The organism is Sporosarcina sp. JAI121 (assembly GCF_013408665.1).
In the GTDB taxonomy this organism is placed as follows: Bacteria; Bacillota; Bacilli; order Bacillales_A; family Planococcaceae; genus Sporosarcina.
In genome coordinates this window covers 243138-258012 of sequence record NZ_JACCCL010000003.1, presented here as the reverse complement: position 1 = coordinate 258012, position 14875 = coordinate 243138, and the positions used below count along the sequence as shown (strand labels likewise).

At 43.3% G+C, this 14875-nt stretch carries 12 protein-coding genes; 5 read left to right on the top strand and 7 right to left on the bottom strand.

The window, feature by feature from the left end; translation table 11 throughout:
• Positions 1 to 443 precede the first annotated feature (443 nt).
• Complete coding sequence (locus HDC33_RS15090) at positions 444 to 1346, bottom strand: DMT family transporter (RefSeq protein ID WP_179393382.1); 903 nt, start codon at positions 1344 to 1346, stop codon at positions 444 to 446.
• A gap of 137 nt (positions 1347 to 1483) precedes the next feature.
• Between HDC33_RS15090 and HDC33_RS15085 the strand changes: the two genes are divergently transcribed.
• Positions 1484 to 2182 carry an MgtC/SapB family protein gene (locus HDC33_RS15085; protein WP_179393402.1) on the top strand — a complete coding sequence of 233 codons (699 nt, stop codon included), beginning with the start codon at positions 1484 to 1486 and terminating at the stop codon, positions 2180 to 2182.
• 14 nt (positions 2183 to 2196) lie between these two features.
• Positions 2197 to 3198 carry a cation diffusion facilitator family transporter gene (locus tag HDC33_RS15080; RefSeq protein ID WP_179393381.1) on the top strand — a complete coding sequence of 334 codons (1002 nt, stop codon included), beginning with the start codon at positions 2197 to 2199 and terminating at the stop codon, positions 3196 to 3198.
• A 79-nt stretch (positions 3199 to 3277) separates the two neighbouring features.
• Here the strand turns inward: HDC33_RS15080 and HDC33_RS15075 are convergent, their stop codons facing one another.
• Positions 3278 to 4441, bottom strand: a complete 1164-nt coding sequence (locus HDC33_RS15075) for an iron-containing alcohol dehydrogenase (RefSeq protein WP_179393380.1) — start codon at positions 4439 to 4441, stop codon at positions 3278 to 3280.
• 92 nt (positions 4442 to 4533) lie between these two features.
• Here HDC33_RS15075 and HDC33_RS16875 point away from each other — a divergent pair, with 92 nt between their 5' ends.
• Positions 4534 to 4680, top strand: a complete 147-nt coding sequence (locus tag HDC33_RS16875) for a DUF378 domain-containing protein (RefSeq protein ID WP_179393379.1) — start codon at positions 4534 to 4536, stop codon at positions 4678 to 4680.
• 139 nt (positions 4681 to 4819) lie between these two features.
• Here the strand turns inward: HDC33_RS16875 and HDC33_RS15065 are convergent, their stop codons facing one another.
• From HDC33_RS15065 to pruA, 3 genes are all read right to left on the bottom strand, one after another.
• Complete coding sequence (locus tag HDC33_RS15065) at positions 4820 to 6064, bottom strand: Glu/Leu/Phe/Val family dehydrogenase (protein ID WP_179393378.1); 1245 nt, start codon at positions 6062 to 6064, stop codon at positions 4820 to 4822.
• Between the two features lie 79 nt (positions 6065 to 6143).
• Positions 6144 to 7337 carry an ornithine--oxo-acid transaminase gene (locus tag HDC33_RS15060; RefSeq protein WP_179393377.1) on the bottom strand — a complete coding sequence of 398 codons (1194 nt, stop codon included), beginning with the start codon at positions 7335 to 7337 and terminating at the stop codon, positions 6144 to 6146.
• A 221-nt stretch (positions 7338 to 7558) separates the two neighbouring features.
• Entirely contained in the window at positions 7559 to 9103 is a 1545-nt protein-coding gene (gene pruA / locus HDC33_RS15055) for an L-glutamate gamma-semialdehyde dehydrogenase (protein WP_179393376.1), read from the bottom strand.
• Between the two features lie 142 nt (positions 9104 to 9245).
• On the opposite strand from pruA, the gene HDC33_RS15050 reads away from it, so the two are divergent.
• Positions 9246 to 10553: an AAA-type ATPase lid domain-containing protein gene (locus HDC33_RS15050; RefSeq protein WP_179393375.1), complete on the top strand. Its 1308-nt coding sequence runs from the start codon at positions 9246 to 9248 to the stop codon at positions 10551 to 10553.
• Positions 10554 to 10683: 130 nt separating this feature from the next.
• On the opposite strand, the gene yugI is transcribed toward HDC33_RS15050, so the two are convergent.
• Positions 10684 to 11058, bottom strand: coding sequence for a S1 domain-containing post-transcriptional regulator GSP13 (gene yugI / locus HDC33_RS15045; RefSeq protein ID WP_179393374.1), 375 nt, complete (start codon positions 11056 to 11058; stop codon positions 10684 to 10686).
• Between the two features lie 122 nt (positions 11059 to 11180).
• Complete coding sequence (locus HDC33_RS15040; RefSeq protein ID WP_179393373.1) at positions 11181 to 13355, bottom strand: RNA polymerase sigma factor; 2175 nt, start codon at positions 13353 to 13355, stop codon at positions 11181 to 11183.
• 151 nt (positions 13356 to 13506) lie between these two features.
• On the opposite strand from HDC33_RS15040, the gene HDC33_RS15035 reads away from it, so the two are divergent.
• Positions 13507 to 14829: a sodium-dependent transporter gene (locus HDC33_RS15035; RefSeq protein WP_179393372.1), complete on the top strand. Its 1323-nt coding sequence runs from the start codon at positions 13507 to 13509 to the stop codon at positions 14827 to 14829.
• Positions 14830 to 14875: the final 46 nt, after the last annotated feature.

Below are 14875 nucleotides of genomic sequence, written 5' to 3'. Positions count from 1 at the left end.
AATGAATAGCTCATTTCTTGCTGACTGGAGAGGAATAGAATTCCTCCCCTGAATCCGAAGATTCGATTGTGTTTCTTTTCGTCCGACAGAAGTCAACTTACTAAGAAACGTTTTGCTCAAGTGCGTTAGCACTCTCGCTGTATTTCATTGACGTTTTGCTGTTCAGTTTTCAAGGTTCATTTGATTTGAGAAGAGGCAATTCGCTTCTTCGTTCAGTTGCCGTTGTTTCAGCAGCAACTCTTATATCTTATCAAATCGCATTCTTCATGTCAACAACTATTTTTAACTTCTTTTTTCGTTGTTGCCACTTCATCAGAAGTGCGACGCTTACTATCATAACATCTCGCTCGGAAGGAGTCAACAACTTTGTTAACTTCTTTTTTCGCTGTTGTTTCTCGCTCCCTGAGGACATGTATTAATATACTACAAGACGTTATAAGAAATCAAGCCTTTTTTGAAAAGAATTTTTCCCGCAGTTTATTACCATCAATTACGAAGAGTACAATCCCCGCTATTACAATCATTCCTCCCGCTATTTGGGACATCGATAAAGTTTCACCGAAGACGTAAAACGCCAGGATTGCTGCCCCCACAGGTTCAAATAGAATACCGATGGATATGACATTGGTGCTGACCCACTTGAGCGCCCAATTGAATAGGGTATGTCCAAACAAGTTCGGAATAATAGCGAGCAATATAAACCAAAACCAATCAGAGCCCGGATAAGGACCGAATGACTCTCCTTTGATGAGAACATAAAAGAACAACGTTATTGTACTTATGGAGTAAACAACAAACGTATATGTAATAAGAGAAAGTCGTTTACGCACGTCTTGACCGAATAGTAGATAGGTTGTAATCAAGGCACATGCAATAAGTGCAAGCATGTCGCCGTAAAAAGCTGTACCGCTCAGTTTAAAATCTCCCCAACTAATGATCACACTCCCTGATACAGCAATCAGTGCGGATAAGATCGTTTTAAACGAAAGCTTCTCTTTAAAGAAGAAGTATGTTCCTACAAAGGCGAAAATGGGTTGCAATGTAACAAGTACGGTCGAGCTGGCGACCGATGTGTAATTTAACGATTCAAACCATAGAATGAAGTGAAACGCTAAAAAGACTCCGGCGATTGTTGAAAAGATCCAGTCTTTTTTACCGAGTGTCATCACTTCCTTCCTATACTTACTGAGGAATAACGGCAACATGATCAGAACCGAGAATAACATTCTATAAAATGCAATGACCCCTGCGTCAGCTGTAGCAAGCTTTACAAAGATTGCAGACAATGCAACGGAAATCACTCCTATGATTATTGGAATATACGGATGAATTACTGGTTTTTCCACTTCTAACACATCTCTTTCAATAGGAATTAGGTTATCTTTTCACCTTTTAGGGTTATAGATAATTGTTAGTATATCATGGTTCGTAATAGAGAATGTCATGAGGGGGAAATGTTTTGATTTGGATAGCGAATGAGGCGATGTATCCCGAAGTATTGATTAAAATCACACTCGCTTTAGTTTTAAGTTTAGTTATCGGTGTAGAGAGGGAAATAAAGAAGAAACCGATTGGATTAAAAACTAGTGCTGTCATTGCTACTTTCAGTTGTCTTCTGACAGTCGTCTCTATTGAAGCGGCATATCTCGTTCCTGCACGGGACGATATCAATGTCACAATGGATCCGCTTCGTCTTGCTGCGCAAATTGTCAGCGGAATCGGTTTTCTAGGAGCCGGGGCAATTCTGCGCAGGGGGAATGACAGTATTACGGGACTGACGACGGCGGCGATGATTTGGGGGGCAGCGAGTATCGGAATTGCTGTTGGTGCCGGTTTTTATATCGAAGCCGCGTTCGCTGTGCTGGCAGTAATGTTCGTCATAGAAGTCATCGCACCTGCGCTCGACAAATTCGGCCCAAAGAGACTACGTGCAAAAGAGGCTTCCTTCATTGTAATGGTATCGGATTTGACGAAGATTGAAGATCTAATTGATTACTTGAAAACAGAAGGCATGACAATTGAAAATTTGCGTATTCGCCAAATTGTAGCTAGGGATCTTCATGTGCAGCATGAACTTGATTTTCGGCTCTCGGCACTTCCGAAGAAACATACGTCTAATTTGTATATCGAATTGTCAACACTACCTTATATCGAATCAGTTGAAATCGAAATATTTCCCTAATGGAGGATGTTTTTATGAGAGACATACTAAAACTTTTGAAAAGCGGCAACAAACCATCACTACTTGCAGCAGTCGTGAATACAGTCATCGGAATTTTGAAAGCAATCGCATTCTTCTTCACCGGAAATGTTGCTATGTTCGCGGAAATGATGCACTCATTTGGTGATGCAGCGAATCAGTTCTTCGTTTTCGTCGGTTCTGCCCTTTCAAAAAAAGCACCTACTCCGAAATTCCCGAATGGATTCGGTCGCGTCGTTAACTTGGTTTGTCTCGGTGCCGTCATTATTGTGGGAATCATGTCTTATGAGGCAGTAATAGGCGGCTGGCATCATCTTATGAATCCAGTCGAGTCAGGCGGATACATAATCAACCTTTCCGTTCTCGGTATTGCTATCATTCTTGAAGCTACCGTTCTTTATAAAGCCGGTAAAGAAATCCTTCACGAAGTAGGGATTGATAAAGGTGGAATGGCCCCCCTAACGATGGGGTTCAAAAATCTTAATCGTGCTAAGCCTGCGACAAAACTCGTCTTCATGGAAGATTTCGTCGCAACATTAGGAGGTCTTCTTGCCTTCATAGCTGTTTTGTTAGCTCATTTCCTCGGATTGCTCGTAGCAGAAGGCATTGCATCCATTTTGATCGGGATGATGATGTTCTATGTGGTCGGCAAGGTGTTTCTCGAAAATGCACGTGGTGCGATCGGAGAAACTGACGAAGAAATGCTCAATCACATTGCCCACATTGTTGCCGAAGATCCCGATGTGAAGGACATACAACGGATTGAAGTTATCAAAGAAGGAGAATTTCTGCATGTAGAAATCGTCGCCGAAGTTGACCCTTCTCATACAGTTGCCTATGTCGATGATGTGCGCGACCGACTGATGGATATTGTCCTTAAACAAAAAGGTGTACGGGACGTTTTAATTTCCTTTGACGAAGATGATGGAGTAATGTCATGGAAGAAATCAAATTCTCCGGATACATCAAAGCAAACCATTTCAAAACTACCGGAGTAATATAAAAACGTCACGTTTGGATAATCTCCAACGTGACGTTTTTCATTTCTACTATTTCATTTCTACTACTTCATTTCTACTATAATGAAGCTTTTAATATCGCCAATACATCTTCCTTATTCAGACTGCTGAAATGACCGAGCGACCCGTTAATCGTCGCTTTTTCAGCCATCAATTCAAGTTTCGTATCGTCAATATTATAATCAGCAAGCGTTTTAGGAGCTCCAAGTGAATTCCAGAATGATGTAAGTCGCTCAATTCCCTCAAACGCAACCTCTTCTTCCGTCTTCCCCTCCGGTGCGACACCGAATACATTCACGGCAAGCTTGGCAAATCGTGTTGGATTAACTTTAACATTATGGCGCATCCAGTGTGGGAATAAGATCGCTAAGCCGCCTGCATGTGGAATATCATAGACGGCGGACACAGCATGTTCGATATCATGTGTCGCCCAATCGCCTTGATAACCCATTTGAAGGAAACCGTTCAACCCCATTGTACCTGCGAATAGAATTGTTTCCCGCAGATCGTAATTTTCAAGATCCTCAAGTAGCTTGGGACCATTATCCATAATCGCGCGCAGGACACCTTCACACATTTCATCTTGTACGGGCGTATTTTTAGCGTTATTGAAATATTGTTCAAAAATATGGGACATCATATCGACTATACCGTAAATTGTTTGATCTTTTGGTACTGAAATCGTATACGTCGGATCAAGGATTGAGAATTTCGGATAATTGAATGGACCGCCCCATCCGTATTTTTCTTCCGTTTCTTCATTAGTGATGACCGATCCTGCATTCATTTCCGATCCTGTTGCTGCTAATGTCAGAACAGTTCCAAATGGAATCGCGCCTTTTGCGAACGCTTTTCTAGTCACAAGATCCCATGCATCACCGTCATATTTAGCTGCAGATGCGATGAGTTTCACACAGTCGATTACCGAGCCACCGCCAACAGCTAGAATAAAGTCAATGTCTTTCTCCTTACAAATCGCCGCGCCTCTGCGTGCCGTAGAAACACGCGGATTCGGTTCGACACCCGCTAATTCATGAACGTCCATGTTGTTGTCTTTCAAAATCGTCATTACTTCATCGTATAGACCATTTCGTTTAATGCTGCCGCCGCCATATACGACAAGCACTTTTTTGCCGTAATTCATAAGTTCTTTCGATAGCTTTTGAAGCTGCCCTTTACCGAATATAAGTTTCGTTGGATTGTGGAATACAAATTCATTCATTATGGTTGCCTCCTTCTACTCTTTTCATTATCCGAAACCGCAAGCTGATTTGCAATTTTATAGATGCTAGTATGAATATGTGACTGCCGGAAATGGTAGATAATAGAGGTGTTACTATACGGAAAAAAGTAATTAAAATAGCCTTGGTCCTGTTACTTATCGGCGCACTTATCTGGGCGTTGGTGGGTATATCATTATTTGACGTAGTTGCTCAATTGGCCAGTGGCTCGATTCATTAACATTGTAATTGAAGGTCTTCTATATCACGGGTTACTATTTGAATATCGGCCAGATCGCGCTGATGAAATTATTTCGACTTCCGATAAAATATAAAAGGCATCTCCCGTATAATGCGGGAGATGCCTTTTACTTATTGAATTATGCCCATCCACGGAAACGTGATGCTTCCGCAGTTTTACGGACACCGATCATATACGCCGCTAGACGCATGTCGATGTTTCGTGTTTCTGCAGTCGTATATACGTTATCGAATGCATCAACCATCTTTTTCGTCATTTTTTCACGAACTTCTTCTTCAGTCCAGTAGTAGCCCATGTTGTTTTGGACCCACTCGAAGTAAGATACCGTTACACCGCCCGCACTAGCAAGAACGTCCGGTACGAGAAGGATTCCACGTTCTGTAAGAATTCTCGTTCCTTCAGAAGTTGTTGGTCCGTTCGCTGCTTCAACAACGATTTTAGCTTTGATTTTATGTGCATTTTCTTCAGTAATTTGATTCGCAATTGCTGCTGGTACGAGGATATCGCAATCCAGTTCAAGCAATTCTTGGTTTGTAATCGTGTTGTCGAAAAGTGTTGTCACTGTTCCGAAACTGTCACGACGATCTAGAAGGTAATCGATATCAAGACCTTCAGGATCATGAAGTGCACCGTAAGCATCGGAAATCCCGATTACTTTCGCGCCCGCATCATGAAGGAACTTGGATAAGAAGCTACCCGCGTTTCCGAAACCTTGGATTACGATGCGTGCACCTTTCATATCAATTCCACGACGTTTCGCCGCTTCTTCAATGATGATTGTTACACCTTCTGCAGTCGCACGGTCGCGTCCTTGTGATCCACCAAGAACAATCGGTTTACCTGTAATAAAGCCAGGCGAGTTGAATTCGTCAATTCGGCTGTATTCATCCATCATCCATGCCATGATTTGTGCGTTTGTGAAGACGTCTGGAGCTGGGATATCTTTTGCAGGTCCCATTACTTGGCTCAGTGCACGGACATAACCGCGGCTAATACGCTCAAGTTCGCCCATGGACATTTCACGCGGATCACAGATGATTGCGCCTTTACCGCCGCCATAAGGAAGATCGACGATACCCGCTTTCAGTGTCATCCACATTGAAAGTGCTTTTACTTCTTCTATTGTCACTTCCGGATGGTAACGAACGCCGCCTTTTGTAGGTCCGACTGCATCGTTATGCTGTCCGCGGTAACCCGTGAACACTTTCACTTTGCCGTCGTCCATTTTTATTGGAATGCGTACTTCTACCATGCGGAGCGGTTCTTTTAATAGTTCGTACATTCCTTCATCGTAGCCTAATTTGTCAAGTGCATCTTTTATGACAGCTTGTGTAGACGTAAATAGATTCAGGTTTTCAGTCATTTAATGATTCGCCTCTTTGATTCATAATTTTTTCTATGCTTCTATTGTAACATATCCGCAACTTAGTTGGACAAGTATTTTAATTTCCGAAAACTCTTTTAATTTTTTCAATTGCCCAATCCAATTCTTCTTTTTTGATAATGAGTGGTGGTGCAAAGCGGATAACTGTATCATGCGTCTCTTTACATAGCAATCCAAGTTCTTTCAACTCTTCACAATATGGACGAGCCGCTTCCGTCAATTCAACCCCGATGAACAAACCGCGTCCTCGCACTGTTTTGATTGATGGATGATCAATATTCTTCAATTCTTCCATGAAGTAGTTTCCAAGTTCGAGGGACTTTTTCGCCAATTCCTCTTCTTCAAGGACTTCAAGGGATGCAATTGATACTGCACATGCCATTGGATTACCGCCGAATGTTGAACCATGTGAACCCGGGTTGAATACACCGAGAATAGATTTATCCGCCAACACGCATGAAATCGGGAATACGCCGCCGCCTAGCGCTTTACCAAGGATGTACATATCCGGCTCCATGTCTTCCCATTCACATGCAAACATTTTACCAGTACGGCAAAGACCGGCTTGGATTTCGTCCGCAATAAATAGAACGTTATTCTTCTTGCATAGTTCATAAGCAGCTTTCATGAAACCTGCCGGTGGAATGATGATACCCGCTTCCCCTTGAATCGGTTCAATCAAGAATGCCGCCGTGTTCGGAGTGATTGCAGCTTCAAGAGCCTGAATATCTCCATAAGGAATTAGATCGATTCCTGGAAGCATCGGACCAAATCCGCGTTTATATTCAGCATCTGACGATAAAGATACAGCTGTCATCGTACGGCCATGGAAGTTGCCTTCACAACCAATGATTTCCGCTTTGCCTTCTGCTACCCCTTTGACATCATAAGCCCAGCGGCGTGCTGCTTTAATAGCTGTCTCAACCGCTTCTGCTCCCGTGTTCATCGGTAGCGCCATCTCTTTGCCGGACAGTTCGCAAATTTTTTCATACCATGGACCGAGTTGGTCGTTATGGAATGCGCGGGACGTCAGCGTCACTTTATCCGCTTGGTCTTTCAATGCCTGAATAATTTTCGGATGACGATGCCCTTGGTTTACTGCAGAATATGCAGAGAGCATATCCATGTATTTATTGCCTTCCGGGTCTTTCACCCAAACCCCTTCTGCTTCTGAAATAACGATTGGCAGTGGATGATAATTGTTCGCCCCAAATTTTTCTGTCTGTACAATTACTTTTTCTGATACTGTCATACATTTCCCTCCCCAAGGTATGTAAAGACAGACCCATCCTTTAGATGGGTCCGTATATTTTCCGGAATCCAGGCGCTAATTAGGCGCCCTACGCTTTTCTATCTGTTTAGCTACGGGCACCAGCCCCTCGAGTCGCTTCTGAATTGGGGATAAAGGCAAAAGACGCCTTTATCACAATTCCTCCAGCGCTTGTCGGGTCTTTCAGGCGCCCTACGCTTTTCTTATAGTGTTTCTGATGTTGTTTGTCCTTGCATATGAAGTTGAAGGTAATCCGGTCCGCCGGCTTTTGAATCTGTACCTGACATGTTGAATCCGCCAAACGGCTGGTAACCTACGATTGCACCTGTGCAGCCGCGGTTGAAATAAAGGTTACCTACGTGGAAGTCTTCACGTGCCTGTTCGATATGGTGACGGTTGTTTGTAATGACCGCGCCAGTTAGACCGTAGTCCGTGTTGTTTGCAAGTTCGATTGCTTCTGTGAAGTTTTTAGCTTTCGACAAGCCGACAACCGGGCCGAAGATCTCTTCTTGCATAACACGGCCTGTTGGATCAAGGTCCGCAATAACTGTAGGCGCAACGAAGAATCCTTTAGAGCTGTCTCCTGTTCCTCCTGCGATGATACGGCCTTCTTCTTTACCGATTTCGATGTAGCTCATCACTTTGTCGAATGACGCCTGATCAATAACAGGTCCAGTGAAGTTTGAGTTATCTTCCGGATCGCCGTATGTCAATTCTTTCGTCAATGTTTCAACGCGCGCTACCACTTGGTCGTAAACGTCCTCGTGAATAATCGCACGTGAACATGCTGAACATTTCTGTCCGCTAAATCCGAATGCTGATTTAACGATTGATTGTGCAGCGAGTTCAAGATCTGCTTCATTGTCAACGACAATTGTATCTTTACCGCCCATTTCAGCGATAACGCGTTTCAACCAGATTTGGCCTTCGTTCACTTTAGCCGCACGTTCGTAAATACGTGTTCCTACTTCACGTGAACCTGTGAAGGAAACAAAACGTGTTCTAGGGTGATCAACAAGATAGTCGCCCACTTCAGCGCCAGATCCAGGGATGTAGTTAACAACGCCAGCCGGCATTCCCGCTTCTTCAAGAACTTCGATAAATTTGTATGCAACAACTGGAGTTGTCGATGCAGGTTTAAGAAGTACCGTATTTCCTGTAACTAAAGCAGCAACTGTCGTACCCGCCATGATTGCGAATGCAAAGTTCCAAGGCGAGATGATAACACCTACTCCAAGTGGGATGTAGTCAAAGCGGTTGTATTCGCCTGGTCGGCTTACAACAGGTATTCCATTTTTCAACTCAAGCATTTGGCGAGCATAAAACTCCAAGAAATCGATTCCTTCAGCTGTATCCGCATCTGCTTCGTTCCAAGGTTTCCCTGCCTCTTTCATAAGAAGTGCCGAGAATTCGTGTTTGCGGCGACGAATGATTGCAGCCGCTTTGAATAATACGTCTGCGCGGAATTCAGGTTTCTCTTTTCTCCATGTATTGAACGTTTCGTCTGCAACTTTCATCGCTTTTTCAGCAAGGTCTTTGCTTGCCTTGGAAACGCGTCCGATTACCTCTTCTTTGTTTGCCGGGTTTGTTGAAACCAATTTCTCTTCAGTCATGATGCGTTCTCCACCGATAATTAGCGGATAATCTTGCCCAAGGTATCCTTCAACTGTTTTCAACCCCTCAAGGAAAGCTTGTTTATTCGCTTCTACCGTAAAATCTGTGAATGGTTCGTGTTTATATGGAATCATATTATTCCTCCTCTGAAGTAGTGAAACGCAAATAATATTTGCACTTATTTATAGATTACATATATAATAATGCAAAAGATTGTTGCAGATATCAAGCATTATTCATTAAAATTTTAAAAATAATAGTTTGAGGGTGATTATTTTGAAGAACATCGACGATTCACTCTTCCCTTTTTATGAGTTTGCAGTGCGCCACGCCGCGGTTGGCATACATGCCGTAGACATAAACGGTCGCACCATCATCTATAATGACAAGATGAAAGAAATCGAGGGACTCGCACTTGAAGATGTGGGAGACAGGTCGATTCTGGAGCTTTTTAATTTTGACCAAGAGGAAAGTACGCTCTTGAAAGTGTTGCAAAGCGGGAAAGAGCAATTGAACGTCAAACAGACGTATTGGAATAGAAACGGTACAGAAATCACCACCATCAATGATACCTATCCGGTTGTCGGAAGCGTCGGTCAAATCGGGGCTGTTGAATTAGCCCGTGATGTTACAGCTCTTGAGAAATTCGTTCTGCAGCCCTTTCGTAAAAATAGTGACCCGGTTACGTTCAATCAAATTATCGCGTCCTCCCCGCCTATGAAAGTTGTTATTACGACTGCAAAAAAAGCGGCACGTGCAAAATTGCCTGTATTGTTGATCGGTGAAACCGGCACAGGAAAAGATTTGATTGCTGAAAGCATACATAATGAATTATCGCCTTCCAGCACCTTATTTTATACCCTGTTCTGTCATAGTTCAGACCCGATACTTATTGGACGTTTAGGTAAAGATTTGAATGTATCGGAATCGCTGACGTTATTTTGCGAAAGAATCGATTTACTGTCGATTCCATTACAGCAAAAGCTACTTTCAATCCTCTTGGAAGCACAGCGCAGCAACAAGCAATTCATCGCAAGCATCGGTGATGATCCTGTTGAATTAATCGCTGCCGGCACATTACTGAAGGATTTATATTATTTCTTTGCTTCATTCACACTCCGGATTCCGCCTCTGCGAAAGCGGAAAGAGGATATTATGCCGTTCATTTTTTCTTATTTAGAACGGCGAAGTGAACGTTATGGTTCTTCACTTACGGAAATCACACCCGACGTTGAACAGCTATTCCTCGGATATGATTGGCCGGGAAATGTGCGGGAGCTTGAATTTCTTCTGGATGAAATCTCTTCCTTGGCCACGACTGAAACGGCCATTACGTATGATCTGCTACCATTGCATTTCCGGATGAAGAGTGCAGACATCACTGAGGAACCTACGCAAGCTACGGACTTTATCGTACAGTCCGATAAAGAGCTACTTCCGCTTGATCAGTTTTTACGTGAAGCAGAAGGCTATTATTTACAAAAAGCGATGAAGCTCAATAATAAAAACATCACAAAAACTGCACATGCACTTGGCATGAGCAGACAGAATTTACAGTATCGATTAAGGAAATTAAAAAAATGAGGGAGAAGGCATGCATGCCTTCTCCCTCATTTTTTATTGTCCAGCTTCAGCGGCCAATCGCTCTGAAGCCCACAGGATGTGGGTCATGCAGCCTTTGCCGCACGACGCGGCATCCTTAGGCTGCGTTCCATCATTGCCCGGACTTTTCAATCCAGTCTTGGAGTTTGTCTTTCAGTGAGTTGAATCCGTCTGCATCGCTTTCATCGACACGTGCTTGCAATGACTTGCGCGGACGGTCGTCTCTGCGGGTTACAGCCGGCGGTTCTTGAAGGGCCCGGATTGACAGGCTGATTTTCCCTGCGGCTTCGTCAACTTCCAGCACTTTCACTTGCACTTCCTGCCCCACAGTGAGAAATTCATGAATATCTTTAACAAATCCATACGTAATTTCAGAGATGTGGACAAGTCCTTGTGTTTCATCGTCAAGTGCTACAAATGCACCGTACGGTTGGATACCTGTTACTTTGCCGGAAAACTCTTCTCCCGCTTCGAATTTTTGCGCCATTTAAAACAGCTCCCAATCTATTTTGGTATCGATTCTGCCCTTAAGGCCACTTAAAATTATATCATGTTTATAGGAAGCGGGCAAAAAATGACAGTGTGAAGGGGTACTACGATATGACCGTGTTACAACTGCCCATCACTAAATTCGGTCAGTAAAAAGTCTAAGTCAACATGCTTTATTCCCCATATAGAATCTTCATCCAAAACCATCTCAACACCATAAAACGTAGTATCTCCCCGCTGAATTCCGATTGAACCTGTTGTTCCTCCGTTGCCGTCAAATAGTAGACTATCAAGGCTCTCAATAACTATATCCAATCGACTCCATTCTGCAACATACTCATCTAGCGTATCTGCATTATATTTTTTAATATAAAGATGCCACATCGTCTCTGGGTCCTCTTGTTCATTCGCATAAAAGTATACGCCCATAATGACCAGCGGACTGACTGATTGCAATATGGATTGGTCATAATCTGATGAAAATGAATGGTACGTCTCTTCAACTAAGTTCTCAAAGTACGTATCCGGGAGCGACACACTTTCAATGCCCGATGCGCTTTGTCTGATTCCAAGCATGATAAACGTATCGAGTTTCCCGGCTTTTGCAAGTTCCAGTGCATGATAGACATCATAGGCTTCTAAACGATTGCGACTTTGCGACTCGGTCCAATTCGTCGCTTCCATCTCTGAAATGATTATTTGTATAAGATAAGCTGTTGGAGAGCCTTCTCCCGAACCAGCGATTCTTTCCCATCCTGCACGAATTTCCGTTTTCACTTTTCCATCAGTATCGAGTATTCGATCAGGTTCCGTCCCACCGATGATTTTGTAAAAGAGTTCACCGTAACTCCAACTGAGATTGCTAGTCGCTTCATCCGTTAATTTTGTTGCTAACAACGTTTTTTCTATTTCCAGCAAATAGTCGATCGATTGTTCCAAAGGGTGTGCAAGACCCGGATACGTAACCATCGGCATCGCTTCCAAACCTGTTAAATAGCCTCGCAAATCAGGATGGATAGAGGAGCGAATTTTAGCGCTGTACTCATTCTTTTTAAATACAGGAACAATAGGGGCCCAGTTTTTAACGGACATTGGATAAATGTTTTGCTTAATCATGCCATCCAATGCCAGCTGCAAATCTTTTGGATACGTCTCCTTTTTTTTCAGGAATTCTTCAATATCTATGACCCCATCGACGACGGCATCTTCGATAAGCTGTTCATATTTAACAAGAACCGTGAAATAGGATTGTTGGAGTATGTAATACTGTTCCAAGTATTCTTTTATAAATTCACCGCTTTTTTCCACGTCATCTGCTAGCGGTTGTTTAAATAAACGTTTCGTCATCGCGGACGGCAACTCCAATGACTTAATTATTTTTGCGTACTCTTCTCCTACCTTCTTTTTATCCAATGTACCGGTGTTTCTTATATAGCCTTCATAACGCCGTATCATAGACACAAAATCATCGCGTTCTTGCTTTCCGTAAAAAATATGGTTAAATTCCACTCCATCTTCAGTTGTTTCCTTCAATCCCAATTCGTTGTATCGGTTTCCGACTTCTTTCTCAAACGACGCCTTTAACCGTTCAATATACTTTTCGGCAGAAGTCTTTTTGTATTCCTCACTTGTCACAACAGGAACGATAAGAAGTGATAGGAGGACAAGGCACCCCGCAATCCAGGAAATTAGGACCTTCTTTGAAATTGTTTGTTTCACTTTTCCAGGCTCCCGAACTTCCTTCCGCGGCTCTGCAAAAACCTGTTCTTTTCTAAAAGAAGTTTTCAGTCGTCCATACGATCTAGTAAGGAATTCAAGCCTCTTTTCCAGTTGCGCTACTTCCAAGTCACTGGACGCTTCCGTAATAGCGAGTTCGACCGCTTCCACGGAAGTATCCATAATTGTCGCAATCTCCGTATCATCCAGTTTATGGAGTGCCGAAAGTATAAACGGTACTTTCTTGTCCGTTTCAAGTTGGCCAATCTGATTATGTAGTTCCTGATCCTCTTCAAAAAGGAATATCGTTTCATTTGGCTGATTGGATCGTCGCGTGTTAGCAAGTATATTTACGGTTTGTTTATATAATGCGTCAATGAATGACCTTTCGTCGTCAACGGATTCCAGCTGATTAAATACGATTCTAAACGCTTCCTCCGTTACTTTAGCCGCTTGTTTTAACCCATAACCATACTGAATGGTGAAACGCTCAATGTCTCCCGAGTAAATGTCCATCCATTTTTCAAAAGCGTCAATCTGGCGGGCCCTTATCTTATGACTCAACTCAGCATCTTCCACAGGCACCCCTCCCCTTCAGAATATCTGTCTAATTATTTCAATTATACCAAAGATTATCCGTTCGCAAAATTTGTTCCAAAATCCGATGGTATTCGACATTAGTTAGTGTACAATAAGAAAATCTGAAACTTAATGAAACGAGTGATTGTATATGAAACAACGTGATCAATGGTCTTCTAAGATCGGCTTCGTTCTAGCAGCTGCCGGCAGTGCGATCGGACTCGGTGCGATATGGAAGTTCCCTTACATGGCAGGGACAAACGGCGGAAGCGTATTCCTACTACTGTTCATTATTTGCACTATAGCAATCGGACTCCCTATCTTACTGGCAGAGTTCGTTATCGGACGGATGGGGCAAGCCGATGCAGTAACTTCTTTAAAACGTCTGGCTCCAGGAAAAAAGTGGCCTTTCATCGGTTGGATGGGCCTTGCAGCTTCATTCATTATCCTGTCGTTTTATAGTGTCGTGGGAGGATGGATTCTATCCTATTTGGCACGAGCCATCTTCTTCCGACTCAATGCGACAAATCATGGAGATCTTTTCAATACCATCATCGCCAATCCAGTAGAAGTCTTGCTTGCCCAAGCCGTGTTCATGGGGCTGACGATTTGGATTGTACAAAGTGGTATCAAAGGCGGAATCGAACGGGCAAGCAGATGGATGATGCCGTTGTTGTTCATTTTCTTCATCATCCTGGCCATCCGTTCATTGACACTGGATGGTGCAATGGAAGGTGTTCGCTTCCTATTCGTGCCTGATTGGTCCCATTTGACAGGTTCGACATTTTTACTGGCACTCGGACAAGCTTTCTTCTCCTTGAGTGTCGGGGTTACAGCAATGATGACCTATGCGTCTTATTTGCCGAAAGAAGAAAAATTAGGGCAATCGGCCATGAATGTCGCACTTTTGAATATCACCATTTCCATTTTGGCTGGTCTTGTCATTTTTCCGGCAGTGTTCGCACTTGGTCACTCGCCTGCTGAAGGACCGGGACTGATTTTCGTTATATTACCTGCTATCTTCAGCCAGATTCCGTTCGGTAATGTATTCATGATCATCTTTTTCATCTTGATGCTATTCGCGACACTCACTTCATCGATTGCGATGCTTGAAATTGTCGTGTCAACGGGTATCCGCGAGAAACGAAACCGCAGAAGGCGTGCTGCATGGGTATTCGGAATACTTATCTTCATCGTCGGGATACCAAGCGCATTGTCATTCGGAGTCCTTTCCGACGTGAAAATCTTCGGCGGAACCATCTTTGACTTCGCCGACACGCTGACGAGCAGGATTGCAATGCCACTCGGTGCATTGCTCGTATCGATTTTCGCGGGCTATGTCCTGACGAAATCGCAGACGGATGAAGAGCTTCGCATGCACCCTGTTATGAACAGTCTTTGGAAGTTTCTAGTAAGGTATGCAGCACCGGCTGCCATCATTATCATTTTCATCGTTTGGATCATTGAGCTTTAACTTTAATACCCGCGAATCCAGTTTTGGGATTCGCGGGTATTTTATT

What these genes read in the sequence shown, in the direction of transcription:
- HDC33_RS15085 (WP_179393402.1), top strand. Translation starts at nt 1,484, where the DNA reads ATGTATCCCGAAGTATTGATTAAAATCACACTCGCTTTAGTTTTAAGT.
- HDC33_RS15035 (WP_179393372.1), top strand. Translation starts at nt 13,507, where the DNA reads ATGAAACAACGTGATCAATGGTCTTCTAAGATCGGCTTCGTTCTAGCA.
- pruA (WP_179393376.1), bottom strand. Translation starts at nt 9,103, where the DNA reads ATGATTCCATATAAACACGAACCATTCACAGATTTTACGGTAGAAGCG.
- HDC33_RS15065 (WP_179393378.1), bottom strand. Translation starts at nt 6,064, where the DNA reads ATGACTGAAAACCTGAATCTATTTACGTCTACACAAGCTGTCATAAAA.
- HDC33_RS15075 (WP_179393380.1), bottom strand. Translation starts at nt 4,441, where the DNA reads ATGAATGAATTTGTATTCCACAATCCAACGAAACTTATATTCGGTAAA.
- HDC33_RS16875 (WP_179393379.1), top strand. Translation starts at nt 4,534, where the DNA reads ATGGTAGATAATAGAGGTGTTACTATACGGAAAAAAGTAATTAAAATA.
- yugI (WP_179393374.1), bottom strand. Translation starts at nt 11,058, where the DNA reads ATGGCGCAAAAATTCGAAGCGGGAGAAGAGTTTTCCGGCAAAGTAACA.
- HDC33_RS15060 (WP_179393377.1), bottom strand. Translation starts at nt 7,337, where the DNA reads ATGACAGTATCAGAAAAAGTAATTGTACAGACAGAAAAATTTGGGGCG.
- HDC33_RS15080 (WP_179393381.1), top strand. Translation starts at nt 2,197, where the DNA reads ATGAGAGACATACTAAAACTTTTGAAAAGCGGCAACAAACCATCACTA.